This window comes from Kosakonia sp. YIM B13588, assembly GCF_042788165.1.
GTDB classification, from domain to species: domain Bacteria; phylum Pseudomonadota; class Gammaproteobacteria; order Enterobacterales; family Enterobacteriaceae; genus Kosakonia; species Kosakonia sacchari.
This window is the reverse complement of the sequence record NZ_JBHZPO010000003.1, coordinates 210975-235601: the sequence shown is the minus strand read 5'-3', so window position 1 is coordinate 235601 and position 24627 is coordinate 210975. Positions and strand designations below refer to the sequence as shown.

Annotated in this window: 24 protein-coding genes; 15 read left to right on the top strand and 9 right to left on the bottom strand. The window is 55.3% G+C overall.

Features of this window, described 5'->3' with window-relative positions; all coding sequences use genetic code 11:
* The first annotated feature begins 3 nt into the window (after positions 1-3).
* Positions 4-288 carry an acetolactate synthase small subunit gene (ilvN, locus tag ACFX4U_RS08605; protein ID WP_017458118.1) on the top strand — a complete coding sequence of 95 codons (285 nt, stop codon included), beginning with the start codon at positions 4-6 and terminating at the stop codon, positions 286-288.
* 9 nt (positions 289-297) lie between these two features.
* On the opposite strand, the gene ACFX4U_RS08600 is transcribed toward ilvN, so the two are convergent.
* Complete coding sequence (locus ACFX4U_RS08600; RefSeq protein WP_313508162.1) at positions 298-1200, bottom strand: LysR family transcriptional regulator; 903 nt, start codon at positions 1198-1200, stop codon at positions 298-300.
* A gap of 104 nt (positions 1201-1304) precedes the next feature.
* On the opposite strand from ACFX4U_RS08600, the gene ACFX4U_RS08595 reads away from it, so the two are divergent.
* The 3 genes from ACFX4U_RS08595 to nepI all read left to right on the top strand — a co-directional run bounded on the left by ACFX4U_RS08595 (position 1305) and on the right by nepI (position 3773).
* Complete coding sequence (locus tag ACFX4U_RS08595) at positions 1305-1757, top strand: DUF1198 domain-containing protein (RefSeq protein ID WP_313508161.1); 453 nt, start codon at positions 1305-1307, stop codon at positions 1755-1757.
* Positions 1758-1853: 96 nt separating this feature from the next.
* Entirely contained in the window at positions 1854-2387 is a 534-nt protein-coding gene (locus ACFX4U_RS08590) for an SRPBCC domain-containing protein (RefSeq protein ID WP_313508160.1), read from the top strand.
* A 201-nt stretch (positions 2388-2588) separates the two neighbouring features.
* Entirely contained in the window at positions 2589-3773 is a 1185-nt protein-coding gene (gene nepI, locus ACFX4U_RS08585; RefSeq protein ID WP_380217901.1) for a purine ribonucleoside efflux pump NepI, read from the top strand.
* Between the two features lie 10 nt (positions 3774-3783).
* On the opposite strand, the gene ACFX4U_RS08580 is transcribed toward nepI, so the two are convergent.
* The 6 genes from ACFX4U_RS08580 to ACFX4U_RS08555 all read right to left on the bottom strand — a co-directional run bounded on the left by ACFX4U_RS08580 (position 3784) and on the right by ACFX4U_RS08555 (position 9726).
* Entirely contained in the window at positions 3784-4686 is a 903-nt protein-coding gene (locus tag ACFX4U_RS08580; protein WP_313508158.1) for an EamA family transporter, read from the bottom strand.
* 112 nt (positions 4687-4798) lie between these two features.
* The gene (locus ACFX4U_RS08575; RefSeq protein ID WP_017458123.1) at positions 4799-6178 is read right to left on the bottom strand and encodes a carbohydrate porin; all 1380 of its coding nucleotides are present in this window, start codon (positions 6176-6178) and stop codon (positions 4799-4801) included.
* A 148-nt stretch (positions 6179-6326) separates the two neighbouring features.
* A complete protein-coding gene (locus ACFX4U_RS08570) occupies positions 6327-6638 on the bottom strand; it encodes a PTS lactose/cellobiose transporter subunit IIA (protein WP_044489757.1) in 312 nt (103 codons plus the stop codon).
* Between the two features lie 6 nt (positions 6639-6644).
* Positions 6645-8033 (bottom strand): glycoside hydrolase family 1 protein, encoded by a 1389-nt coding sequence (locus tag ACFX4U_RS08565; RefSeq protein ID WP_313508157.1) that lies wholly within the window; start codon positions 8031-8033, stop codon positions 6645-6647.
* A gap of 37 nt (positions 8034-8070) precedes the next feature.
* Entirely contained in the window at positions 8071-9399 is a 1329-nt protein-coding gene (locus tag ACFX4U_RS08560; RefSeq protein ID WP_020455796.1) for a PTS cellobiose transporter subunit IIC, read from the bottom strand.
* A 12-nt stretch (positions 9400-9411) separates the two neighbouring features.
* Positions 9412-9726, bottom strand: coding sequence for a PTS sugar transporter subunit IIB (locus tag ACFX4U_RS08555; RefSeq protein WP_017458127.1), 315 nt, complete (start codon positions 9724-9726; stop codon positions 9412-9414).
* Between the two features lie 293 nt (positions 9727-10019).
* Between ACFX4U_RS08555 and ACFX4U_RS08550 the strand changes: the two genes are divergently transcribed.
* The 8 genes from ACFX4U_RS08550 to ACFX4U_RS08515 all read left to right on the top strand — a co-directional run bounded on the left by ACFX4U_RS08550 (position 10020) and on the right by ACFX4U_RS08515 (position 18894).
* Complete coding sequence (locus tag ACFX4U_RS08550) at positions 10020-10976, top strand: LacI family DNA-binding transcriptional regulator (RefSeq protein ID WP_131412503.1); 957 nt, start codon at positions 10020-10022, stop codon at positions 10974-10976.
* A gap of 345 nt (positions 10977-11321) precedes the next feature.
* On the top strand, positions 11322-13025 hold the full coding sequence (locus tag ACFX4U_RS08545; protein ID WP_305734647.1) for an ABC transporter substrate-binding protein: 1704 nt from the start codon (positions 11322-11324) through the stop codon (positions 13023-13025).
* Positions 13026-13072: 47 nt separating this feature from the next.
* Positions 13073-14032, top strand: a complete 960-nt coding sequence (locus tag ACFX4U_RS08540) for an ABC transporter permease (protein WP_200551155.1) — start codon at positions 13073-13075, stop codon at positions 14030-14032.
* Positions 14032-14979: an oligopeptide ABC transporter permease gene (gene opp4C / locus ACFX4U_RS08535; protein WP_313508156.1), complete on the top strand. Its 948-nt coding sequence runs from the start codon at positions 14032-14034 to the stop codon at positions 14977-14979. Before ACFX4U_RS08540 ends, opp4C begins: the two co-directional genes overlap by 1 nt.
* Entirely contained in the window at positions 14976-15956 is a 981-nt protein-coding gene (locus ACFX4U_RS08530) for an ABC transporter ATP-binding protein (protein ID WP_313508155.1), read from the top strand. Before opp4C ends, ACFX4U_RS08530 begins: the two co-directional genes overlap by 4 nt.
* On the top strand, positions 15953-16930 hold the full coding sequence (locus tag ACFX4U_RS08525) for an oligopeptide/dipeptide ABC transporter ATP-binding protein (RefSeq protein ID WP_313508154.1): 978 nt from the start codon (positions 15953-15955) through the stop codon (positions 16928-16930). The genes ACFX4U_RS08530 and ACFX4U_RS08525 overlap by 4 nt, the downstream gene beginning before the upstream one ends.
* Before the next feature lie 165 nt (positions 16931-17095).
* Complete coding sequence (locus ACFX4U_RS08520) at positions 17096-17515, top strand: hypothetical protein (protein WP_313508153.1); 420 nt, start codon at positions 17096-17098, stop codon at positions 17513-17515.
* Positions 17516-17700: 185 nt separating this feature from the next.
* The gene (locus ACFX4U_RS08515; protein ID WP_313508152.1) at positions 17701-18894 is read left to right on the top strand and encodes a zinc-dependent alcohol dehydrogenase; all 1194 of its coding nucleotides are present in this window, start codon (positions 17701-17703) and stop codon (positions 18892-18894) included.
* Positions 18895-18982: 88 nt separating this feature from the next.
* Here the strand turns inward: ACFX4U_RS08515 and nfsB are convergent, their stop codons facing one another.
* Positions 18983-19636, bottom strand: a complete 654-nt coding sequence (nfsB, locus tag ACFX4U_RS08510; protein WP_305734652.1) for an oxygen-insensitive NAD(P)H nitroreductase — start codon at positions 19634-19636, stop codon at positions 18983-18985.
* Between the two features lie 203 nt (positions 19637-19839).
* Here nfsB and ACFX4U_RS08505 point away from each other — a divergent pair, with 203 nt between their 5' ends.
* From ACFX4U_RS08505 to ACFX4U_RS08495, 3 genes are all read left to right on the top strand, one after another.
* The gene (locus tag ACFX4U_RS08505; RefSeq protein WP_313508151.1) at positions 19840-20775 is read left to right on the top strand and encodes a LysR family transcriptional regulator; all 936 of its coding nucleotides are present in this window, start codon (positions 19840-19842) and stop codon (positions 20773-20775) included.
* Between the two features lie 79 nt (positions 20776-20854).
* Positions 20855-21808, top strand: a complete 954-nt coding sequence (locus tag ACFX4U_RS08500; RefSeq protein ID WP_313508150.1) for an aldo/keto reductase — start codon at positions 20855-20857, stop codon at positions 21806-21808.
* A 519-nt stretch (positions 21809-22327) separates the two neighbouring features.
* Positions 22328-23221: a WYL domain-containing protein gene (locus tag ACFX4U_RS08495; protein ID WP_313508149.1), complete on the top strand. Its 894-nt coding sequence runs from the start codon at positions 22328-22330 to the stop codon at positions 23219-23221.
* A gap of 37 nt (positions 23222-23258) precedes the next feature.
* Here ACFX4U_RS08495 and ACFX4U_RS08490 read toward each other — a convergent pair whose 3' ends face one another.
* Complete coding sequence (locus ACFX4U_RS08490) at positions 23259-24578, bottom strand: Fic family protein (RefSeq protein WP_313508148.1); 1320 nt, start codon at positions 24576-24578, stop codon at positions 23259-23261.
* Positions 24579-24627 lie beyond the last annotated feature (49 nt).

The window sequence follows — 24627 nt, the reverse complement described above, 5'->3', positions numbered from 1 at the left end:
GCCATGCAAACAACTGATAACGTCATTCTCGAACTCACCGTGCGCAACCATCCGGGCGTGATGACGCATGTGTGTGGGCTGTTTGCCCGCCGCGCATTCAACGTCGAAGGCATCCTTTGTCTGCCGCTACAAAGCGGCGAGCAGAGCCGCATCTGGCTCCAGGTGGCGAACGACCAGCGGCTGGAACAGATGATTAGTCAGATCGATAAGCTGGAAGATGTGGTGCAGATTATCCGCCACCAGACCGATCCCGGCGTGTTCAACAAACTCGGTCTGTTCTTTGAGTAATCGCCGCGCTTAACGCTGGCTGATGTCGAACAGCAGGTTGCGTAGCCACTGATGTGCCGGATCGCGGTGGCTGCGTTCGTGCCAGGCCAGGGTTTTGGTAAACCCCGGTATCGGCAAAGGCGCTTCACGTATGCACATGCCCGGCGTCAGGCTGGCAAGGCGTTGCGGCACCACGGCAATCATATCGCTGACGGTTAAAATTTCCGGCAGGATCAGGAAGTTATTCACCGACACGCCCACGCGGCGGCTTTTGCCGATTGCGGCCAGCGCGTTATCCGCCACACCGCGAAAGCGCTCGCCATCCCACGACACCAGCGCATGCTCCAGCGCGCAGAAGCGTTCAAGTGTCAGCGTTCCTTGCGCCGCATCCGGATGGTCGGCGCGCATCATACAGACAAAACGCTCATCAAACAGCGCCCGGCTGTGCAGCGCTTCCGGCGTGCTGTGCGGGGTCATTAACGCCGCATCCACTTCGCCACGCTCAAGCTGGCTCACCAGCCGCTGCGGCTCCACGGGTTCAACGCGGATGCGGATCCCCGGCGCGTGCTTTTTCAGCTCGGCAATAAATGGCACGATCACCACTTTCAGCGCATAGTCCGTCGCCGCCAGCGTCCAGATAAACGTGGCGCTGAGCGGGTCAAAGGCGGTGGGTTTCAGCAAGCGGTCGATATCCGCCAGAATCTGTTTAACCGGTGCCGCCAGTGCCTGCGCACGTGCTGTGGGCACCATGCCATGTGGCGCGCGGATAAACAGCGGGTCAGCAAAATAATCACGCAGACGCGTCAACATGCCACTCACCGCCGGTTGCGTCAGCGAAAGGCGAGCGGCAGCGCGCGTGACATTGCGTTCATCAAGCAGGGCATCCAGCGTTTTCAACAGGTTAAGATCGAGGTTTCTGATATCGTTATTCATGATAGTGACCAGCCAGAGCGATAATAAAGATTATCGCATTTACGGCTGTCCGTAGCGGGTAATTTCCCCGTATGATGAGCCTCTTTTGCGCCTCGGGAGCGGTTATGATTTGGTTGATGTTGGCAACGCTGGTGGTGGTTTTTGTGATTGGTTTCAGGGTACTAACCTCTGATTCTCGCCGTGCGATTCGCCGCCTCACCGACCGACTCAACATCCAGCCCGTGCCGGTGGAATCGATGATCGACCAGATGGGCAAAAGCGCGGGTAACGAATACCTGAGCTACCTGACGCGCCCGGACGAAGCGCACCTGCAAAACGCCGCCCAGGTGTTACTCATCTGGCAGGTGTCTATTGTCGATAGCAGCGAGCAGAACCTGGTTTACTGGCACCGGTTGCTGCAAAAAGCGCGGCTGGCAACGCCTGTCACCGATGCGCAAGTCCGCCTGGCGCAAGGGTTTCTTCGCGAACTGGAACCGGACAGAGCCGATCTCAACAATTTCCAGATGCGCTATAACACTTTGTTTATGCCCGAAGAAGGTGTTCACTGGTTGCACTGATATCACGCAGCGTGATGATGCTCATCAAAGATAGTCATTAGATTTATAACACCCGCCAGCGCAAAGTGGCCTCGTTCATCCATGACGAGGTACACCATGACTCAATCTCTGACACAAAGCGCCATTGTCTGGCCGCAAGATTACCTGCCAGGCACCACCGATAATTTTGCCTCTAACGAAATCATTGTCGCCGGGCTAACGGCACACGACATTTGGGCGCAACTGAACGACACCCGCCTGTGGCCGACTTACTACAGCAACGCGCAAGATATCCGTTTCCATGATGGGAGCGGCCCGTTGTTAAGCGCCAGTGCCCGTTTTCGTTTCACCACTTTTGGTTTTCCGGTCGAGGCTCAGGTGTGTGAATATGTTCCGCCGGTTGAAGGACAGGCCGCGCGTATCGCCTGGTACGGCTGGGTGGAAGGGGATGCGCAATCGCGCCTGGATGTGATTCACGCCTGGCTATTTGAGGATTTACCCGGTAACCGCGTGCGCATCCTGACCCAGGAATCGCAAACCGGCGTTCCGGCGCAGCAACTGGCGAGCGCGGTGCCAAACCCGATGATCAATGCTCACCAGGAGTGGATTGTTGGCCTGGCAACGGCGGCGCGTAACGCACGGGTTAAATAGCTCCTGGTGCTGGTGATGCGGCATAAAAGCCGCCGCCGTTATGCCGCGACATCACGGTGGTGTATGCGCACTGGCGGACACGGCTTTCTGCCTGGCGGATGAATTCATCACCGCCACAGAGTTGCCAAATTGTTAATTGCGTCACACATTTTGAATGTTACACTGCGCGACCTTCACGAATAAAAACTAAGCAGGTAACTAATGAGTGAGCAATCTGTGACGCCCTCTTCAACGGATGCGGTAAGCCGCCCGAACTGGTCGGCGGTTTTCGCCGTGGCGTTTTGCGTGGCCTGCCTGATTACCGTGGAGTTTTTGCCGGTAAGCCTGCTCACGCCAATGGCGCTGGACCTGGGCGTTTCGGAAGGTCTGGCCGGGCAAACCGTCACCGTGACGGCGTTTGTTGCGATGTTTGCCAGCCTGTTTATCACCACGGTTATCCGTGCCGCCGACCGTCGTTATGTGGTGATCGCGTTCGCGGTGCTGCTTACGCTTTCCTGCCTGCTGGTGTCGTTCGCCACCAGTTTCACCCTGCTGCTGCTGGGTCGCGCGTGCCTTGGTCTGGCGTTAGGCGGTTTCTGGGCGATGTCGGCGTCACTGACCTTGCGGCTGGTGCCGATGCGCGTTGTGCCAAAAGCGCTGTCGGTGATTTTTGGCGCGGTGTCGATTGCGCTGGTGATCGCCGCCCCGCTCGGCAGTTTTCTCGGCGGCATTATCGGCTGGCGCAATGTGTTTAACGGCGCGGCGCTGATGGGCGCGGTCTGTATCATCTGGGTATGGCGGGCATTGCCATCGCTGCCGGGGAAAACCGAGCACCACGAGAACATGTTTGGCCTGCTCAAGCGCCCTGGCGTACTGGCCGGGATGATCGCCATTTTTATGGTATTCGCCGGGCAGTTTTCGTTCTTCACGTATATTCGCCCGGTTTATATGAATCTCGCCGGGTTTGATGTCGACGGGCTGACATTAGTGCTGCTGAGCTTCGGTATCGCCAGCTTTGTCGGTACGTCGTTCTCCTCGGTGGTAATGAAGCGCTCGGTGAAACTGGCGTTAGCGCTGGCACCATTAACCCTGGCAATGAGCGCCCTGGTGCTGATTCTGTGGGGCAGCGATAAGGTTGTCGCGGCGGGCATCGCCATTATCTGGGGGCTGGGTTTTGCGCTGATCCCGGTGGGATGGTCGACGTGGATCACCCGCACGCTTGCCGATCAGGCAGAAAAAGCCGGTTCCATTCAGGTGGCGGTGATCCAGCTTGCCAACACCTGCGGCGCGGCGATTGGCGGCTTTGCGCTGGATCACTACGGTTTGCTCTCGCCGTTGGTGCTTTCCGGTAGCCTGATGTTGTTAACGGCGCTGCTGGTGGCCGCGAAAGTGCGGGTAAAAGCGTAAACCCGTCGGCTCAGGCGGCGCGTATTTTGCGCCGCGAATCCCAGGAAATCAGCAATACCGACGAGACAATCAGCAGCGTGCCGAGCCAGTCCGGCAGCGAAAACGCCACGCCGAGCAGCGCCACTGACAGCAGGGCGCTGCTCAGCGGCTCGGCGCAGCTCAGAATGCTGGCTTTCGACCCGCCAATCATCTGCGCGCCTTTCAGATAGAGGCTAAACGTCAGCGCAGTGCCAATCACCACCAGGTAGAAGAACGCCATCAGCAGGCGGCCATTCACCACAACATCATTTCCCTGCCCGCCAAAGAACGGCGTCAGCATCAATCCCGCCAGCAACATACTCCAGCCGACAATCGGCAACGTGCCGTAACGGGCGATCAGCTGCGAAGGATAGGTAGTGTAAAACGCGGCGGCAAAGGCCGAGACAATGCCCCACAGCAGCGCTTCAGGCGAGATAGACAGCGACGTCAGATTGCCGTGCGTCACCAGTAAAAATGTACCGATAAGTGAAGTGACAATCGCCGACGCCACGGGGAAGGTGGGGCGCGCTTTACGCACCAGGGCGAACCACGCCACGATAATCGTCGGGGAGAGAAATTGCAGCACCGTCGCGGTGGCGGCGTTGGATTTTTCAATCGTCAGCAGGAAAGTGAGCTGCACGGTTAGCGCGCCAAACAGCGAGAAGAACAGCAGGCTAAAAGCATCTTTGCGGTTTTTCAGGATGGCGAAAATGTTGTCACCGTGGACAAACGACAGCGTTAACAAAATCACCCCGGTGAACAGCAGTCGCGTCATGGTCAGCCACGGTGAGGAGATATGACTTTTCTGCATGATGTACTGCGCGCAAACCCCGGAACTGCCCCATAAAACGGCAGCGGCCAGGACGTAAAACATCCCTTTCTTGCTCGAACCCATGTGCTAACCCAACTCTGTGATGCTGATGACTTATCGTAAGGCCGCGCATCATAACACATGTACAGAGTTTAACCGGAGGCGGCACGGGGGGACCGCCTCCGGTTTTGTTACCTTACCACCAGGCTTCCCACATCGCGCCGATGTTAAACGAATCGAGCGTCGAGTCATTGGTGCCGTTCACGCGTGCGGTGCGTTTGTTATCCACTTCGCCGCCAGTCACGTAGAAGCGCAGCATCGGGCGGAACTCCGGTCCCATCGCGATAGAAATGTTCTGCGACAGGGTCGCTTTCCAGCCGTGGTTATCGCCGCCGTCATCATAATCTACGCGTTGATAACCCAGTTCCAGCCAGGTGGAGTGCACATCGTTCCACCAGTGCATCGGGCGAACAATCGCGCCATAGTTGCGGCGGTTATCCGCTTTGTTGGCGCTGTTGTCGTAATCATGGTACGCCAGCAGGTAGTCCACCTGCGTTTGCCGGGAGAATTTGTAGCTGCCTTCGAAGCTGGCGTAAATCGCGGTCAAATCGTCGGTTTTGTTGAATACGCTGTTATCCGCGTTATCGGAGTAGCGCGCGATCAGTTTGTTAATGCCGTGGTCATAGGTGTGGCTCAGCACCGCGCCACCTTGCCAGGCTTTCAGACGGGCATCGCTTTCAATCGCTTTCGAGTCAAAACCGTAGTTAGCGTAGATTTCCAGATCCAGCGGGCCGACTTTCATACCGTGGATTTTGGAGGTCACCGCATAGTTACCTTTATCGCCGACGTTGGAGCCGCCAGTACAGGTGATGCGCGACGGGTTGGCTTCATCTTCCAGCACTTCCGGGCTACAGGATGCGACCGAACCGACAGCCGCGACATCAAACTGCACGCCGCCGATATCGAAGTTTTTCACCCCGGCACCCTGACCGTCATGGTTCATCCAGAAATAGTCGTTAATGCCCTGTTGTGGACGCTGGTGGAAATCACGTCCCGCCCAGAAGTAGGCGTTCGGGTTGGACGCCAGCAGGTTGGTCACCCCGGCATAGGCTTTTTTCAGGTTAACTTCGTCGCCCCAGTGATCGAACATCACGTTGACGTCCCAGATAGCGCCGTTGTCGCCTTTAAAGGCTTTGGAGAGCTGGAATTCACCGCCGTTGCCTTCGTTGCCCAGACGACCAATCGCCGACGCGCCATTATAGGAGCCATCAACGCCAACATATTTCTGATCGCCAGACTGGAAGTGCGCGCCATAACGGGCGTAACCGCTAAATTTCACGCCGTAAGGCACCGCCAAATCCGGGGTTTGTGCCGCGCTTTGCGGTTCCACCACCACATCCGCTTTTTTATCAATTGCGGCGTCCATTTTCGCCTGGCGTTCCGCCAGCGCTTTATCCACCGCCTTGGCGACGATGGCATCGATTTGCTCTTGGGTAAACTCTTGTGCGAAGACGGAACCAGAGCAAAGGGTGGCCGCAACCGCCAGCGCCACTGGAAGTTTTTTATTAATTCTCATGGTTATCTCAATTTAGTAAGTTATTCTCAGACAATAACCATCCCGGGTGACCGGGCAGAGATTATTGCCATCACCATTACGAACTGCTTTTATTTTATAAATGCGGGTACAGCTTAATTAAGATTTACCGTAATCAATTCTCCGTTAATTATTGCCGATATAAAGTGTGAAGCTGAATTATCTCTTCAGATAACTCACGCGCTAATAATGACGTCATTAAATGATCCTGCGCGTGTACCATAATTAATGTCATCGGTTGCCGGGCTTCACCCGCATCCTGTTCGATTAATTTAGTTTGCATGTGATGCGCCTGGCGCGAGTAGCCATCCGCCTCCTTCAGCAACTGGCGCGCTTCGTCAAGATTGCCTGCCCTTGCCGCGCGCAGCGCTTCAAAGCACAGGCTGCGTGACTGTCCGGCGTTGACGATAATTTCCATTACCGCTTCTTCGAGTTCAATCATTGTCATTTAATCCTGAGTAAAACCATTATTTTCAGCGGTGGCGGCAAACCACTCTCCACTTTTCTTAATGGTACGTTTTTGCGTTGCCAGATCTAATTGCACAAAACCGTAGCGGTTTTTATAGGCATTACACCATGACCAGTTATCAATAAATGTCCACATATGGTAGCCAAGACAATTACACCCTTCGCTAATACCTTTATGCAGCCAGATAAGATGATCGCGAACAAACGTAATACGATAGCTATCGTTTATTTGCCCATCTTCAATAAAACGCTGTTCGTTCTCGACGCCCATACCGTTTTCGGAAATAAAACAGCGTGGGTTACCGTAATTGACGCGTAAGTTAGTGAGAATATCGTAAATACCCGGCTCATAAATTTCCCACCCGCGGTACGGGTTCATTTTGCGCCCTGGCATTTCGTAATAATCAAACAACCACTCCGGCATAAACGGCGCATCGGGATTGACCGCGCTGTCCCGGCACTTTACCCGCCGTGGCTGGTAATAGTTAATGCCGAGCAGATCGATTTTCCCTTCTGCAATCAGCGCGATATCGTCCGGCTGGCAGGCGGGCAGCTGGTCATACTCTTTGAGCAGCGCCACCAGGTCAGCGGGATACTCGCCGCGCAGTACCGGGTCGAGAAAACTGCGATTGAACAGCAAATCGGCATAGTGCGCCGCTTTCACATCTGCCGGGTGCTGCGAACGTGGATACGACGGCGTCAGGTTCAACACAATGCCAATCTCACCGGCGTAAAACCCGGCGCGAAATGCTCTCACCGCGCCGGCATGCGCCAGTACCGTGTGGTACGCCACCGTGGCCGCACGTTTAAAATCCACCACGTTCGGGTAATGGAAATCGTACAGATAACCGCCTTCTACCGGCACAATCGGCTCGTTAAAGGTGAACCAGTGATGCACCCGATCACCAAACAGCTCGAAACAGATTTGCGCGTAGCGGCTGAAAGCCTGTACCACTTCCCGGCTTTCCCAGCCGCCTTTTTCCTGCATCACCATCGGCATATCAAAGTGAAACAGCGTGATAAACGGCGTAATACCCTGCGCCAGCAGCTCGTCGATGACCTCGTTGTAGAACGCCACCGCCTGCGGGTTCACTTCACCATCGCCATCCGGGATCAGCCGTGACCAACTGATCGAGGTGCGAAAGCTGTTGTGCTTGAGCTGCTTTAATAGCGCGATGTCCTGCCGCCAGTGGCGATAAAACGTCGAGGTCTCTTGCGGCCCAATTTGCTGGTGAAAGCGCCACGGTTGGCTGGCATGCCAGGCATCCCATGTGGTTGCGCTTTTACCGCCTTGCTGGCTTTCCCCTTCGGTTTGCAGCGCAGAGCAGGCGCTGCCCCACCAGAAGTTTGCGGGAAATACGTATTTCATTACCGACTCCTTTTCGTTACTGCTAATGCATTACGGCTTAGTTACTGCGGACGGTTTCCGTCATCGGCGCGCTGCTCTGCGCTTTTTCTTCTTCTGCTTTCATTAATGAATGCTCGTAAGCACGCAGGAACGGCAGATACATCAGGGCGGACATCACCATACAAATCAGGCACATCACCACCGGACTAAAGGCCCAGTTCGCCGCCCAGGAAGCACCGATAGGCGCAGGCGTTGTCCACGGCGTCAGGGAGACGACTTGCGCCAGCAGGCCCATTTTGGTGGCGGTGTAAGCCAGCACGGCGTTAACCAACGGCACGCAGACAAACGGCACAAACAGCATCGGGTTCATGATGATCGGCGCGCCGAACAGAATCGGTTCGTTGATGTTAAAGAAGCTCGGTACGACGCCCATTTTGCCGATAGTGCGCAGATGTGCGACGCGGCTACGCAGCAGCAGGAACGCCAGCGGCAGGGTGGAACCGACGCCGCCAATCAGCAGGTAGTGATCCCAGAAACCTTGCAGATAAACGTGCGGCAGCGCGGCGCCCGCAGCCAGTGCGGCCTGGTTGGCGGAGAGGTTTGCCATCCAGAACGGGTTCATGATGCCGGTGACAATCAGCGAACCGTGGATACCGGCGAACCAGAAGATCTGGCACAGCAGCACGGAAAGTAGAATGGCAGGCAGGGAATCGGACGCGGAAACCAGCGGTTCCAGTACGTGCATAATCGCCTGCGGCAGGATCATGCCGGTTTGCGCTTCAATAAACAGGTTCAGCGGGTGCAGCGTACCAATGATCACCAGCACCGGAATGAGGATTTCAAACGAACGGGCAACGCCGGTTGGCACCTCTTTTGGCAGGCGAATGGTGATGTTGTGCTGCTTAAGCCAGGCGTAAACGCGGGTGGAGTAAATCGATGTCAGCAGCGCGGTGAAAATGCCCTGGCCGGAGAGATACTGGGTAGAAATTTTGCCATCGGCATACGGTGCGGCAACCAGCAAAAACGCCATAAACGCCAGCAGGCCTGTCATCACCGGGTCGAGGTTAAACTGGCGACCCAGGCTCGCGCCGATCCCGACGGAGATAAAGAAGGTCATTACCCCCATGCTGAGGTTAAACGGCAGCATCAGCTGCGCGCGGTATTCGGTGGAGAAATCGAGCCACGCGCGGGCGAAACCGACGGTGGTGTCGGCGGAAAACGGCGGGAAGATAAACACCAGCATAAACGAGCCGATGATCATAAACGGCAGTGCGGCGGTAAAACCGTCGCGAATAGCGATAACGTACTTCTGTTGCCCGAGGCGACCGGCCAGCGGCGTAATGCTTTGCTCAATAACCGTAATCATTGATTGATATAAGGAACTCATAAGAACACCTTTTTAATGCGCCGCTTCTATGAGCGACAGTGCATAGTCCAGTACCTCATTGCCACGTTGCATTCCGTAGTCCATCGGGTTGATGGGTTGGACCGGAATGCCCTGAGCGGCGGCCTTTTCTGACAGCGTGTTTAGCATGTATTTGACTTGCGGTCCGAGAAGCACGACCTGGTAACGCGGAAATTGCGTGTCGAACTCCGCGACGCCATACGCGTCGATCTCTACCGGTATATCGCGTTCCTTCGCGGCTTCCAGCATTTTCCTCACTAGTAAGCTGGTGGACATACCGGCTGAACAGCACAACATAATCCTGAACATCGTTAACCATCCTCGAAGTGTAAAAAGTTATTGCGGGGTCGATTGGATATCATATGGAAACCGGTTTCCATTTATTCACCGCAGAAGTGTGATAGCTGTCAATGTCTATGAATTATCTGATGCCGTAATTGGATTTGTGTCACGGAATTTGGCACTCTATTGAGAACAAAAAGCGCAAAACGGAAAATCGGTTTCCATCAAAAAGCGAAACCGTTATACTGCGTGTGGTTATATATTAGCCGTTGAAGTATTTAGATTTTGCGGGCGCAATGTGCGCCTGTCAGGGGAGAAAGATGTCTACAATCAACGATGTATCACGTTTAGCTGGGGTGTCGAAAGCCACAGTCTCACGGGTGTTGAGCGGTTCGCGCGGCGTTAAGGAAGCCAGTCGCCTCGCGGTGCTGAAAGCGGTCGACGAGCTGAATTATCGGCCCAATGTTATCGCGCAGTCATTGCTCAGCCAGTCGACAGGCTGCATCGGTGTTATCTGCGCCCAGGACAATATCAACCAAACCACCGGCTACCTCTACGCGCTGGAAAAGCATTTAAGCCAGAGCCAGAAACATCTGCTGCTGCGCTTCGCCAACACCAAAGCGGAAGTGATGAGCGCGCTGGATGAGCTGACCTGCGGGTTGTGCGACGATGTGCTGATCATCGGCGCGCGTTTCCCGCTCAAAATTGACGACGAAAACGTCATTCTGGTGGATTGCGTTGAGTCTGCCGACGCCACGCCCAACTGTATTCAATTTGATCACGCCTTCGCCGCCGAAACGGCCTGTAACTACCTGATTAGCCAGAGCCGCCGACAAATTGCGCTGATCCACCCGCGCACCGCCGCGGCCGATCAAGTGCTGCACGGCTATAAGCTGGCGCTGGAAAATAATTTCCTGCCGTTTAACCGCAACCTGGTGTTTATGGATGACACCACTTCCTCTGTTGCGTTGCAGGTGCTGCTCAATAACGCCACTACTCTGAATTTCAACGCGTTGCTGGTGGCGGACGAGCAGGAAGCCCAGCGCGTGATCCCGCAATTGCAGGCGTTTAATAAATCGGTGCCGGGCGACATTATGGTCTTCAGCCTCGCCGGTTCACTGCATTTGCCGGGCATTCCTACCATTCCGGCTATCGAATATTCGATGGACGCGATGGCAGCGCGCATTGTCGCCTGGCTAAATGAAAAAACGCAGAGCGTGCTGGGGGCTTACCGGGTACGCGGGGATTTAATTATTCCCGATGTCAGCAAACGCTAATCGCTTTTTTGAAAGCCTCCGGTCGGGGGCTTTTTGTTACCTTCGTTAAAATAAATTTTACGCAAAACGCCGTTACGGTTTGGTTTGCTGCCAGATGAAATAAACGCTTTTCTTCCAGTCAGTCTCACGGAAAAACATAACGGGGTATTTTCCCTTGTGCTTAACTTTCCCGCGCAGCGCGGGTTATCAGCCGTTTAGCTGAATTTTTCCAATCGTTAGCCATAAGTTTGCTAAGGACGTTTAGCTATAAGCCATACGTTTTCGTTGTTAGACAGGGTGCGGTGCGGCTCTTATCGTTCGTCATTATTTGTAAATTCCACGCAATCATTTGATGAGGGAGCAATTTTGGCCAGCTTTGTGAATAGCTTAAAAACAAAACCCACGCGCTTCACCCTCGCGCTGAAAATCGCGTTACTAAGCAGCGTGGTGGCGTTCTCGTCTGCCTCGTTCGCCGATGAGATCTTGAAAGAAGGCATCACACCGGCGACAGACGCCAGCCAGATCCCGGCGGCGGCGAAGCTGCGCAAAGACACGGTGGTAGCCGGTATTTCGGAGCCGCAGGGGATTTTTAACCCGTACTTCTTCGTCAATGGTTGGGATGAAAACGTCACCAACGTCATCTTCTCGCGCCTGATCGACTGGGACAGCCATGGCAAACTGGTGCCGGGTCTTGCCGAAAGCTGGACGGTTAGCCCGGACAACAAGGTCTATACCATCAAGTTGCGCCCGAACCTGACTTTCAGCGACGGCTCGCCGCTGACCGCTGAAGACGTGGCCTTTACTCTGACAGTGCTCTACGACCCGAAATATGATGGCGACACGGATATCACGCTAGCGAATATCGCGGGCGGCGCGGAATACAAAGCCGGGAAAGCGGACAGCGTCAGCGGCCTGAAGGTGATTGATCCGTTAACGTTGCAAGTCACCACCACCCAACCGGGTGCCACAACGCTGGCGAAAATTGGCGGGCCGGTACTGTCCAAAGCCTATTACGGCAAGGGCTATCAGCGCGGCAACCTGGATTACCTGCGTACGCTGCACGGCAAACCGCTGGGCAACGGGCCGTATGTCTATGAGAAATACATTCCGGGCCAGGAGATCCGTTTCCACGCCAACACCCATTTCTACCGTGGCACACCGCCAACGCCGCGCTTTATCTATCGCGTGACCAACCCGTCCACCAACTTCCAGCTGTTCCAGACCGGCGAGACGGACTATGACGCGTTCACCTCGCGCCCGGATGATATTGAACAGCTGAAAATGCTCGGCTTCGCCAATATCAACCTGTACGGCTCCAGCGATTACAGCAAAGTGGAATTCAACGTGCGTCGCCCGGCGTTGCAGGACGTGAAAGTGCGCCAGGCGCTGATTTACGGTCTTGACCGCCAGAAGCTGATTGATGTGGTGTATCAGGGTTACGGCAAAGTGGCGATTGAGCCAATTGCGCCGATCTCCTGGGCCTATAACACTGACGGTGTTAACCCGTACAAATTCGATCCGGCGCAAGCGAAAAAACTGCTGGATGAAGCGGGCTGGAAACCGGGGCCGGACGGCATCCGCGTGAAAGACGGCAAACGCCTGGAACTGACGTTGCTGGTGAGCAAAAAAGTGCTGAACGACGCGCTGATCCCGATTGCCAAAGAGAACTGGCAACAGATTGGCGTGCTGCTGAAACCGCAGGTTGTCGACTTCAACGCCCTTATGGCGCAGCGTAAAGCCGGCAATTATGACCTCGCCTCCTTTAGCACCAGCACGTTAAACGATCCGCATGACGGCGTGTGGGATTACTACAGCACGGAAGCGAAAGAGTCCGGCTATAACAACCCGCAGGTCGATAAGCTGATTAACGAAGGTAACGCGGTGCTGGATGTGGAAAAACGTAAACCGATTTACCACCAGCTCTATAAAGTGCTGGCGGATGATCCGCCGGTGATCCTGCTGGGCAACCGCGAGATTTTGTCGGCCAGCAGCGCCCGCGTCACCGGTTTTAAACCGGATATCTACAACGGTCTGACCGGCAGCCTGCCGGATGTGAAAATCGTTAAGTAACACCATCACAACTGCCGGGGCTTCCCGGCAGTTGCCATGAGAACGCTATGCGAAATTTTATCCTGAGGCGGCTGCTGCAAACCATTCCCATGCTGCTGCTGGCTTCGCTGATTATCTTCATGCTGTTTGCCAAAACGCCGGGCGACTTTATTGACGGCAACGTCACGCTGACCGCCGCCCGCGCCGCTGAACTGAAAGCCATTTATGGCCTCGATCAACCGCTGTTCACCCGCTATCTGCACTGGCTCGGCCAGTTATTACGCGGTGATTTAGGCTTCTCGTTGCAATATCAAATCCCGGTGAGCCAGTTGCTGAACCAGTACATCTGGAACTCGTTCCTGCTGGCAAGCGTCGCGCTGGTTTTTTACTGGGGCATCGGCCTGGCGGTGGGTATCGCCTCGGCGCTGAAACCCAACTCGCTGTTCGATCACCTGGTGAGCGTGGTGGTGTTCGCTGCCATGTCTTTTCCGACCTTTTTCCTCTGCCTGTTGCTGATTAAGTGGTTTGCGGTGGATCTGCACTGGCTGCCGGTCGGCGGCATGACCAATACCGGTAGCGACGAAGGCGGCTGGGCGTGGGTGATGCAGGTGGCGGCGCACCTGGTGCTGCCGGTGCTGGCGCTGGTGATGTTGCAGGCGGGCAGTCTGACACGCTATTTCCGCGCCAGCATGCTGGACGTGGTGAAGATGGATTTTATCCGCACCGCGCGCGCCAAAGGGCTGCGCGAACGGACGGTGATTTTTAAACACGCGCTGCGCAATGCATTGTTGCCGATCATTACCCTGCTCGGTTTTGAACTGCCGGGGCTGTTTTCGGGCGCGATCATCACCGAAAAAGTGTTTAACTGGCCGGGCGCGGGGCATATTCATATCGATTCGCTGGCGGCGCGCGATTACCCTGTGCTGATGGGCTTTACTCTGTTCCTGGCAGTGCTAACCATTCTTGGCAACCTGATTGCCGATGTGCTTTACGCGTGGGCTGATCCACGTATTCGGGTGAGGTCGTGATGTTCGGTTCGCTTTTTTCAACCAATCGCCGCCTGCGTAAAGCGGAAATCCCGGCGCTGGCGCAGGCCACGCCTTCACCGTGGCGGCAAGCGTGGAAAGCGCTGCGCCATAATCATTTAGCCATGTTGTGCCTGTTTTTGCTGGTGGTGATGACGGTCTGGTGCGTGATTGGGCCGCTCTGGTCGCCGTGGAAAAACGACGCCACCGACGCGCTGATGATCAACAACCCGCCCGGTGCGGAGCACTGGCTGGGCACCGATTTTCTGGGCCGCGATGTCTATACCCGCCTGCTGCTGGCGGGGCGCATTTCGTTGATTATCGGTCTGCTGACCATGCTGCTCTCCGTGGCGCTCGGCTATCTGCTGGGCGCGGTCTCCGGTTATGCGGGCGGCTGGACAGACAAACTGATTATGCGGCTGGCGGACCTGGTGATGACCATCCCGAGTTTACCGCTGCTGATTGTCGCCGGGGCGATGCTGTCGGAACTCGATTTCTCCGCTGAATCACGCATCTACATGGTGGTGATCATGCTCAGTTTGCTGGAGTGGCCGAAACTGGCGCGGCTGGTGCGCGGGCAAATTCTCTCCCTGCGCGAGCGCGATTTTATGCTGGCGACGCAGGTGCTGGGCTTGTCGTCGCGTCGCCGTCTGTTTGGTCACTTATTGCCGAATACCATCCCGATTCTGGTGGTGATGGCGACGATGGCTGTGGCGAACGCCATCCTGATGGAGTCCGCGCTGAGTTACCTCGGGCTTGGTGTGGTGCCGCCCACGCCATCATGGGGCAACATGATGGACGCCGCCAACAGCCTGATTGATTTTCAGCGCCGCCCGTGGCTGTGGATGCCGCCGGGTATCGCCATTTTTATTACCGTGATTGCGATTAACGTGTTGGGTGACGGCCTGCGCGATGCGCTGGATCCGAAGATGAAACGGAGCGTGAAATGAGCGAACCGCTGGTCACCTTTAATCAATTGTCCCTCTCTTTTGCCGGCGATCAGGGGCGCGTGCGCGCCGTGCAGGACGTGTCGTTCACCATCAACGCCGGACAAACTATCGGCGTGGTGGGTGAGTCCGGCTGCGGCAAAAGCGTCACCGCCATGTCATTGATGGGGTTGTTACCACCGCAAGCGGCCCGCATTGACGGCGGGCAAATCCTGTTTCAGGGCACTGATTTGCTGCGCCTGAAGCCGTCAAAAATGGCGAATCTGCGCGGCAACCAACTGGCGATGATTTTCCAGGAGCCGATGACCGCGCTTAACCCGGTGCTGACCATCGGCGAGCAGCTTTGCGAACCGCTGATTCGCCATCGCGGAGAAACGCCAAAAGCGGCATGGGCGCATGCCACGCAGTTAATTACCGAGGTGGGGCTTGCACGGGCGGAGAGCCTGATGAGCAGCTATCCGCATCAACTTTCCGGCGGCATGTTGCAACGCATCATGATTGCCATGGCGCTGAGTTGCCAGCCAAAACTGCTGATCGCCGACGAACCGACCACCGCACTGGATGTTACCGTGCAGGCGCAAATCTTGCGGCTGCTGCGCGACCAGGCGCGGGCGCATGAGATGGCGCTGATGCTGATCACTCATGATTTAGGCGTGATCGCGCAGATGGCGGAACATGTGGTGGTGATGTACGCCGGACGCATCGTTGAACAAGGCCCGACGGCCGATGTGCTGCGTAACCCGCTGCACCCGTACACCAAAGGGCTGATCGCAGCACGTCCCATTCCGGGCGAGCGCAGACGTCGGCTTTACTCCATTCCCGGCCAGGTGCCGGATCTCGCCGCGCTGCCGCCGTACTGCGCCTTTTACGATCGCTGCGAGCGGGCGACCGGGGCGTGTCGCGCGGGCATTCCGCCGCTTATCGGCCAGACGCGGCAAGCCGCGTGTATTCACAGTACGCTTCTGGAGCCAACAGCATGAGCCAGCAATATGTCATTGAAGTGGAAGGGCTGAAAAAGCACTTCCCGTTGCGTGACGGGCTGTTTGGTCAGCAAACCGGGGAGTTACGCGCCGTGGACGGCGTCAGTTTTAAGATTCGCCAGGGGACGATTTTCGGGCTGGTGGGCGAGTCCGGCAGCGGTAAAACCACCGTTGGCCGCACCTTGCTCGGGCTGTACGACAAAACCGCAGGCAGTGTGAAGTATCGCGGCCAGGAGCTACAAGACCTGAGCGCGAAACAGATGCGCGCGCTGCGCCCGAAAATCCAGCTGGTGTTTCAGGACCCTTACAGTTCGCTGAATCCGCGTATTCGCGTGGGCGATGCGATTGGCGAAGCGATGCTTGAGCATAAGCTGTGCAGCCGGGCAGAGCTTATGCTCAAGGTGCTGGAGGTGATGAAGATTTGCGGACTTGCACCGCAGCATTACAACCGTTTCCCGCACGAGTTTTCCGGCGGGCAGCGCCAGCGTATTGGCATTGCGCGCGCGTTGATCCTCAACCCGGATTTCATCATCGCCGATGAGCCGATTTCGGCGCTGGATGTCTCTATTCAGGCGCAAATCATTAATCTCTTTGCCGACCTGCGCGACGATCGCGGCGTGACATTCCTGTTTATCTCCCATGATTTGGGCGTGGTGGAACACCTGTGCGATGACGTCGCGGTGATGTACCTCGGGCAACTGGTGGAAACCGCCAGCCGTGACACGTTGTTTAACCGGCCGCTGCACCCTTACACCCAGGCATTGCTGGCGGCGGTGCCAACGCTCGACCCGGATAGTGAACCCGTCGCTGTGGTACAGGGGGAAATTCCCGATCCGTCGCGCCCGCCGTCCGGCTGCCGATTCTCGTCGCGCTGCCCGCTGGCGACCGCCCAATGCCGCGCTGAAATCCCGGTGCTGCGTGAAGTGGAACCAGGGCATCATGTGGCGTGTCATTTGGTGGGAAGGATTGAGTGACAGCAATCGTAAGGGGTATTGTTGAGCACTCTTCGTTAACCTGGCGCACATAATGCAACATCCATTCGACACGATAACAAAGGGGGCGAATCTTCCTGGCCCCTTTTTACACAGAAATTTTCCCGCTATTTCTTTTTTGATAACGACATCTGTACATCAGATTGGTTGATAACGGCAACGCAGCAAATTATTCGTGCCTGCTTTGGCGCGACAGGTTGCGCGCATGTTTTCGCCAGCACCAGCTATACGTATTTAGGCGTAATAGATTCTCGCGAAGACTGGCTGGTGAACATCGCCGGGTTGAGCAAACAGATGCATGATAGCCGCGAGTATGGCGGCTTTATCATCGTGGATGCGCAGAAGCAGTGGGCACTATTTCAAAATACCCCTGTCGAAAACGGCGTGCTGGGGATTAACAGTGATAAGGACTTATCGGCGCTGAATGACACGATTTATGACATCTTTTTTGTCGATTGCGAGATCATCAAGGGTTGGCTAAATGGGAGCGGTCAGCGAGAGAGAAGGTTAGTCGAGAGTATTGGCTTTGATTATTTAACCGCATTACTAAAATATTACGATAAATAACTCTCTGCCCGGCGATAACTATTTTTATTTTCTCCTGACAAGCGAAACGGTAATTCCATAGGCAATGTTTTTGTGACCCAAATAACCGTTTCGCTGACATTAAGAATTACTGCTTATTTTATTTCTCTGCTCTGGTCTGTTCTATGCTTATCAGTTCTGTCTGAACCTTATAAGGAACAGGATATATGAGAGCACTGACTTATCACGGCGCGCATAAAGTTAGCGTTGATAACCGCCCCGATCCGGTTATCGAATCTTCAGACGATATTATTCTTCGCGTTACCGCAACGGCAATTTGTGGTTCCGATCTGCATCTTTATCACGGGAAAATACCGGGCACCAATCACGGCGATATATTTGGCCATGAATTTATGGGCGAAGTGGTGGAAACCGGGCCGGGTGTTCATGCCGTCAGTAAAGGCGACCGGGTGGTGATCCCTTTTGTCATTGCCTGCGGGGAGTGTTTCTTCTGCAAACTTCACCAGTACTCTGCCTGTGAGCAAACCAATTCCGGCAAAGGCGCGGCGCTGAACCGCAAAGGCATCACGCCGCCTGCGGCGCTGTTTGGTTACAGCGATTTGTACGGCGGTATTCCTGGCGGCCAGGCCGAATATGTACGCGTGCCGAAAGCGAACACCGGGCCGTTTAAAGTGCCGGACACACTGGCCGATGAGAAAGTGCTGTTTCTCTCCGATATCTTGCCTACCGCGTGGCAGGCGGTGAAAAACGCCGAGGTGAAACCCGGCTCCAGCGTGGCGGTTTACGGTGCCGGGCCGGTCGGTTTACTCACGGCGGCCTGCGCGCGTCTGGAGGGAGCCGAACAGATCTTTATGATTGATGACAGCGATTACCGGCTGGCTTTTGCCCGCGATCGCTATGGCGTAATACCGATTAACTTCGATAAAAATGACGATCCCGCCGCCTGGATAATCGAAAATACGGCGGGACACCGTGGCGTTGACGCCGTTATCGATGCCGTAGGATTCGAAGCCAAAGGCAGCACCACCGAAACGGTGCTCAGCACGCTGAAAATCGAAGGCAGTAGCGGGAAAGTGCTCCGCCAGGCGATCGCCGCTACGCGACGCGGCGGGATTGTCAGCGTGCCCGGTGTATATGCTGGTTTTATCCATGCGTTTATGTTTGGCGATGCTTTCGACAAAGGGCTGACGTTCAAAATGGGCCAGACGCATGTGCATGCGTATCTGCCGGATTTGTTACCGCTGATTGAGTCTGGTCATTTGAAACCGGAAGAGATCGTCACGCACCACCTGCCACTGGAAGAGGCCGCTCGCGGCTATGAGATCTTCGATAAACATGCCGAAGATTGCCGTAAAGTGATCCTTGTGCCGGGCCTGAATGCAGAAAAAGCGACGATTTGACCTGTCGCTTTTTTGCTAACACCCGCGGGAATTGCTAAGACGTGCCATGCCTCTTCCGGCAGGGAGAGGCATGGCGTAGCGCAGGAGCTTAAATAAAGGTGAAAATCTCGTCGCGCGGCAGGCGCGATTTTGGCAGCGCGGCGTTGAAATCGTTGTCGCTGCGAACGCCGAGCGACACCAGCACCACGCTGGTCAGCCCTTTCTCACGCAGGCCGAGGGCAAGATCCAGTTCGCGCTGGTCGAAACCTTCCATCGGTGTGGCATCAATCCCCAGCATTGCCGCACCCAGCAGCAGGCCGCCCAGCGCCAGATAAACCTGTTTTTCCATCCACTGCGGCAGATCGCGCTGCTCATAACGGTGAATCGCTACGTACGAACGGCGGCCTTTATCCTGACCCGCTTTTGCCGCTTCGTCTTTAAAACGACCGTCTTTCTGCTCTTGTTCCAGTACATTTTGCAGGTGCTGCTCATCAAGATCGCTGCGGATGCACAAGGCGATAACGTGAGACGCATTGACGATTTTCGGCTCGTTATAGATGAACGCCGCAGTGGCGGATTTCGCCATTGCCGCGCGGCCTTCCGGCGTGGAGGCGACCACAAAGTGCCACGGTTGCGAGTTCACTGAAGAGGGGCTGTTTTGCAGCACGTTGAGCAAGGTGTCGATTTTATCCTGCGGCAGCGTTTTGCCGGGTTCAAAGGCTTTCACGGTATGGCGGGCAATTACCGCATCATCAAGTGTCATTGTCGTTCTCCTGCGCAATAGATGAAAAATTCGGGGCGAACCGTCCCGTAGAGTGTGACGAGAATAAACAGAAAGCGGCACAAGATAAATCGGTGTAAAAAGGCAGCACTTTCACTCGGCGAGTGAAAATGGTGTTTGCCAGGACGCTGTTTTCTGGCAAAACAAAGGAGCCACTCGCCTGTTATTCACCCTGCGGAGAAACCATGATTCGGCTGGAAGATGTCACGCTGTTCGTCCGTTCAGCGCTACTGGGAAGTTTTTCAAACGCGGCGCGCGAAGCCGGGCTGTTGCCAGGCCAGGTGAGCGCGGCGGTACACCGGCTGGAGCGCGATCTGGATAAACGGCTGTTTGTCCGATCCACGCGCAGTTTGCGCCTCACCGCCGAAGGGGAAAAATATCTCCCTTTCGCCCAGGAGATGCTGGCGGTTGTCGCGGCTGGTGCGGAGAGTTTGCACAGCGGCGATAAAGAGATTCAGGGTGAATTGCGCGTGGCGGTGCCTTCCGATATAGGCCGCAATGTGCTGCTGCCGCTGATTACGCGCTTTTGCGAGCAGCACCCCAAAGTGTCGCTGCGGCTTTCGCTTTCCGATCAAATCAGCGATGTCTTTCGCGATCCGGTCGATATCGCCATTCGTTACGGCGTGCTGGACAACAACAGCTATGTCGCCTTGCCACTGGCGGAGGATAACCGTCGTGTACTGGCGGCGTCACCGGCTTACCTGGCGCACCACGGACGCCCGCAAACACTTGATGACGTGGTTAATCACCACTGTTTACTCTTCACCATGAACAGCCAGGTGTATGACAAATGGAGCTTCCCGGAAAACGGCATGCGCCGCCAGTTGATCGTCAAAAGCCGGATGCAGTGCGACGACGCTGATGTTGCCCGGCGTTGGGCGCTGGAAGGCATGGGGATTATTTATAAATCGTGGATCGATATCAGCGCCGATGTGCTGGCAGGCCGGCTGGAAGTGTTGTTGCCACAACACCCCGGCGAAGCCACGCCGCTGAATCTGATTTGCCCGCATCGCAAACAGTTTTCCCCGGCAATTCGCCATCTGCATAGCGTGCTGCGCGAACATCTGCGGCCGATCACCGCGTTGCTGCACACTCACCCGGCTTTTAAACCGCACGGATGACCAAAAAATATACGCCACTGCGCGCCAGGATTAACCTCTTTGCGTAGTTCATTGCGCACTCTTACGGAGGTATCAGCACATGGCTTTACGTTCACTGGGTACAACAGGGTTACAGATCCCAACACTGGTTTTCGGCGGCAACGTTTTTGGCTGGACGGTCGATGAAAAGCAGAGCTTCAGCTTGCTGGATGCGCTGCTGGAAAGGGGTTTTAGCGCTATCGACACCGCCGATGTTTACTCGCGCTGGGTGCCGGGCAATAAAGGCGGCGAATCGGAAACCATTATTGGCAACTGGCTGGCGGCGCATCCTGGCGCGCGCGACAAAGTCACGCTGTTTACCAAAGTCGGCGCGGATATGGGTGAAGTGGGTAAGAAAGGCCTTTCCGCGCGCTGGATCACCCAGGCGGTGGAAGATTCGTTACGCCGCCTGCAAACGGACTATATCGATCTCTACTTTTCTCACTGGACAGACAGCGAAACCGCCTATGACGAAACGCTCGGCGCGTATGAAAAACTGCTGAAAAGCGGGAAAATCCGCGCCATTGGCGCATCCAATCTGAATGCCGAGCAACTGGGCGAATCGCTAAAAGTGGCAGACGCCAAAGGTCTGCCGCGCTACCAGGTGCTGCAACCGGAATATAACCTTTATGACCGTTCCAGCTTTGAAGGCGCGTTGCAGGATTTAACGATACGGGAAAACATTGGCGTGGTGACCTATTACAGCCTCGCGTCCGGTTTCTTGTCCGGTAAATACCGCAGCGAAAAAGATTTGAGCCAAAGCCAGCGTGGGCAGGGCATTGCCAAATATCTGAACCCGCGTGGTTTCGCCATTGTTGAGGCGCTGGAAAGCGTGGCGGCCAGCCACAACGTGAAACCCGCCGAAGTGGCGCTGGCGTGGCTGATCCAGCAACCGGGCGTTACCGCACCGATTGCCAGTGCCACCAAACTGGCGCATATCGACAGCTTTGTCACCGCCGTGTCGTTAAACCTCTCCGCAGATGAAATCGCCGCGCTGAATAAAGCGGGTGCCTGATCCCATCGCCCGGCGGCGCCAGTTGCCGGGCTGTATAACTTTATGCGCAGTTGAGCGATAAGCGCGCACTCATCCAGATTCCAGTACCCTCTTTAAAAACAACCTGAAGCAAATCGCTTATTGGCGGCGCGTGCGGCACGGGTTTTGCGCTTTGGTGAACGCCGGGGCCTAGCCCTGAACTATCACGTTGCCGATTGAACCGGCGTCGGTGACGCGGATACCTTTCGCCATGAGCGCGGCGGATCTGTTGATGCTTTGTTGAAGTAAACGCAGCGGTAACGTGCAAAAAACACCTGAGTGACACGCCCTGTCAGGGCGATCGTTTATCTTTCCCTGAGCGAAATCATGGCATTGTGTAATTGTTGCGCTTTGGGCAGAAATTTCATTTTAGTTTTTCGCATTACTGCCGTTAACCACTATGAAAAAACAAGGTTTTACCTGGATAGCAGGGCCGTGGCGCGAGGGTCAGGCCGTAACCGTTAACGTCTTCTGAGACTTTGTATTCCGGAACCCGTCACAATGAAGGAAAGTCACGACAGAAAACACGACCCGTTGATTGAGCGGCTGTGCGAGATCTTCGCGGCGTTGTATCAGGGAAAGATCATTGATAAGGCGTGGCTGTGCGAAAAATTCGGTATCACTGAACGTACGGCTTATCGCGATCTGGCACGGCTTGGGCATATTCTCGATCAGGTTTCACCTGGCCGGTATAAACTCAGCGTCCATCTTCTTCCTGCCTTGCATAATGGCCATTTGGCGGAGTTCGCCGATTTTACCGGCGTGGCGCACCTTTTTCCACGTAATGATGGTCAATCGCTGCGTAACAGTATGCAGCACCGCAGCAATATTACCTTTCACGCGCCGAGTAGCCGGGAGAACCGGCAAATCGAAGATCTGATTAATCAGCTTAATCACGCTATTACCGGGCATTACGAAGTGGAATATCACTATCGCGATAAACCCCGGTGCGCACAGCCCTATCGGCTGATTAACCAGTACGGTCTCTGGTATCTGGCGGCGGTGGAAAACGGGCGGCTGAAAGCGTTTGAAGTGGCGCGAATCGAAAACCTGAAAAGCACGACGCTTAATTTTGAACCCCACGCCGAGGTACTGGCGGAGCTGGAGAACAGCGTCGGCATCCGCTTTGGTTCAAGGGTTGAAGCACTGCTGCGCGTTTCAGCCCACGCCGCCGAATATGTCACCCGTCGGGCGCTATTTCCGGCACAACGTATCGTTGAACAGCATGATGACGGCAGCTTAACGCTCGCCACCGCCATCACCGATCCGCACACGCTGTTTCGCTGGTTGCGCTACTGGTTGCCGGATATCGGCATTCTTTCTCCGGCGTCGCTGCGCGAACAGTTCGAGCAGGATTTGCACCTGCGCTACGCCCACGGCGTGGCGCAGAGATAGCGTCCGCGCCTACAAAAGTGAAAAGTATTGGTGGGGGCTAGCAAGGCCTTCCATCTTCAATCCACTTTTTCACTAACCCCATCGGCAGGCGGTACCGCGCGCAATTATACACCTCAAGGATGCGCAGTTCTTCCTGCAACAGCGCTTTGAAACGAGCCGTTTCTCCCTCGTCGAGGGTGATAGACGTTAGCGCGGCGTCCAGGTTCTGCCTTTCGCGAACCACATAACCAATCGCTTCATTTAACGCTTCGCGATGACGAAACCGAAACGGGTCGGGTACACCCATCGCGTCGAGTGTGACAGCATATTTTTTAATTGAACGGCGATATAAAAACTCAAAGAGCTCAGCGGCAAGGGAGACGTCTCGTTTTTCATAAATCCCCATCATGGCATAGGCGTATTCGGCGGGGTCTGCGTCGAGAAAGGAGAGGGGAGCACTGTTGTAAATCATCAACGGAATATTTGCGGCGAGTCGGCTTGTCCGCTTGTTGCCATCTTCAAAGGGCTGTAGATAAGCAAGGTTGACCCACAGGAAAAACGCGGATTCAACCGGGTTTTTAATCAACCTTGCTTTCTCAACAATGATTTCAAACATTTCTTTAAGCAAAACAGGCGTCTGTGGAGGTGTATATGTTGTGCCGCTGACGTTAACGATTTTGGTTCTTATGCTGCCAAGCCCCATTGAGTCCGACAATAAATCACTCATCAAGATCGAATGCAGATTGCTGATGACAGGTGTTGTGAGCCCGTACTGCGGAACCGCATCAATAAGAAACTCAATAGCTTGTTTATGGTTGAGCAGCATTACCGCATCCATGTCTCCCGCTTCCCTGCCACTGCGAAACAACTCTTCTGTTGCCAGTAGTGAATAGGTGTTGCCTTCCAGGCGAGAAGATGACCATGAGAGATCGACCAGCAGTTGTTCCAGTACTTTTCGGGCATAGGTTCCGGCAGGCTGTTGGCCCGCCATTTGACCTTCCTTCAGCAGGGTTTCCGCAAGCGCTTCAGACAGTAAAAATGTTTCGTTAGGGATGTAGGCATCGACGAAATCCCGGACATAACCGGTGATTTCTCGTGTGGTAAGCGGAGACTGAAGGTAGGTCAACAGAGACCGGGCATTATATGGCGCAGGAGATTCGTTTGCGGCCAACACTGGGCGATGAAGCGCAGTACGGGATAGCGTATAGCGGGTGGCTTTCCCCACGCCTTCTTTACGTAATAATCCTTCCTTGATAAGGACTTCAAGATGGCGTTTGATCGTCGACTTGCCAACCTGGAGCGCCTGGGCAAGTTCGCTGGAACTGACGGGCGTATTTTTCTCGCGCATCGTCACCAGCATTTCGTCTCGTACAGCCATACTTTCTCCTTACCCAACCCGCTTAGCCTTGTGGGCCGTAAACGTTAAT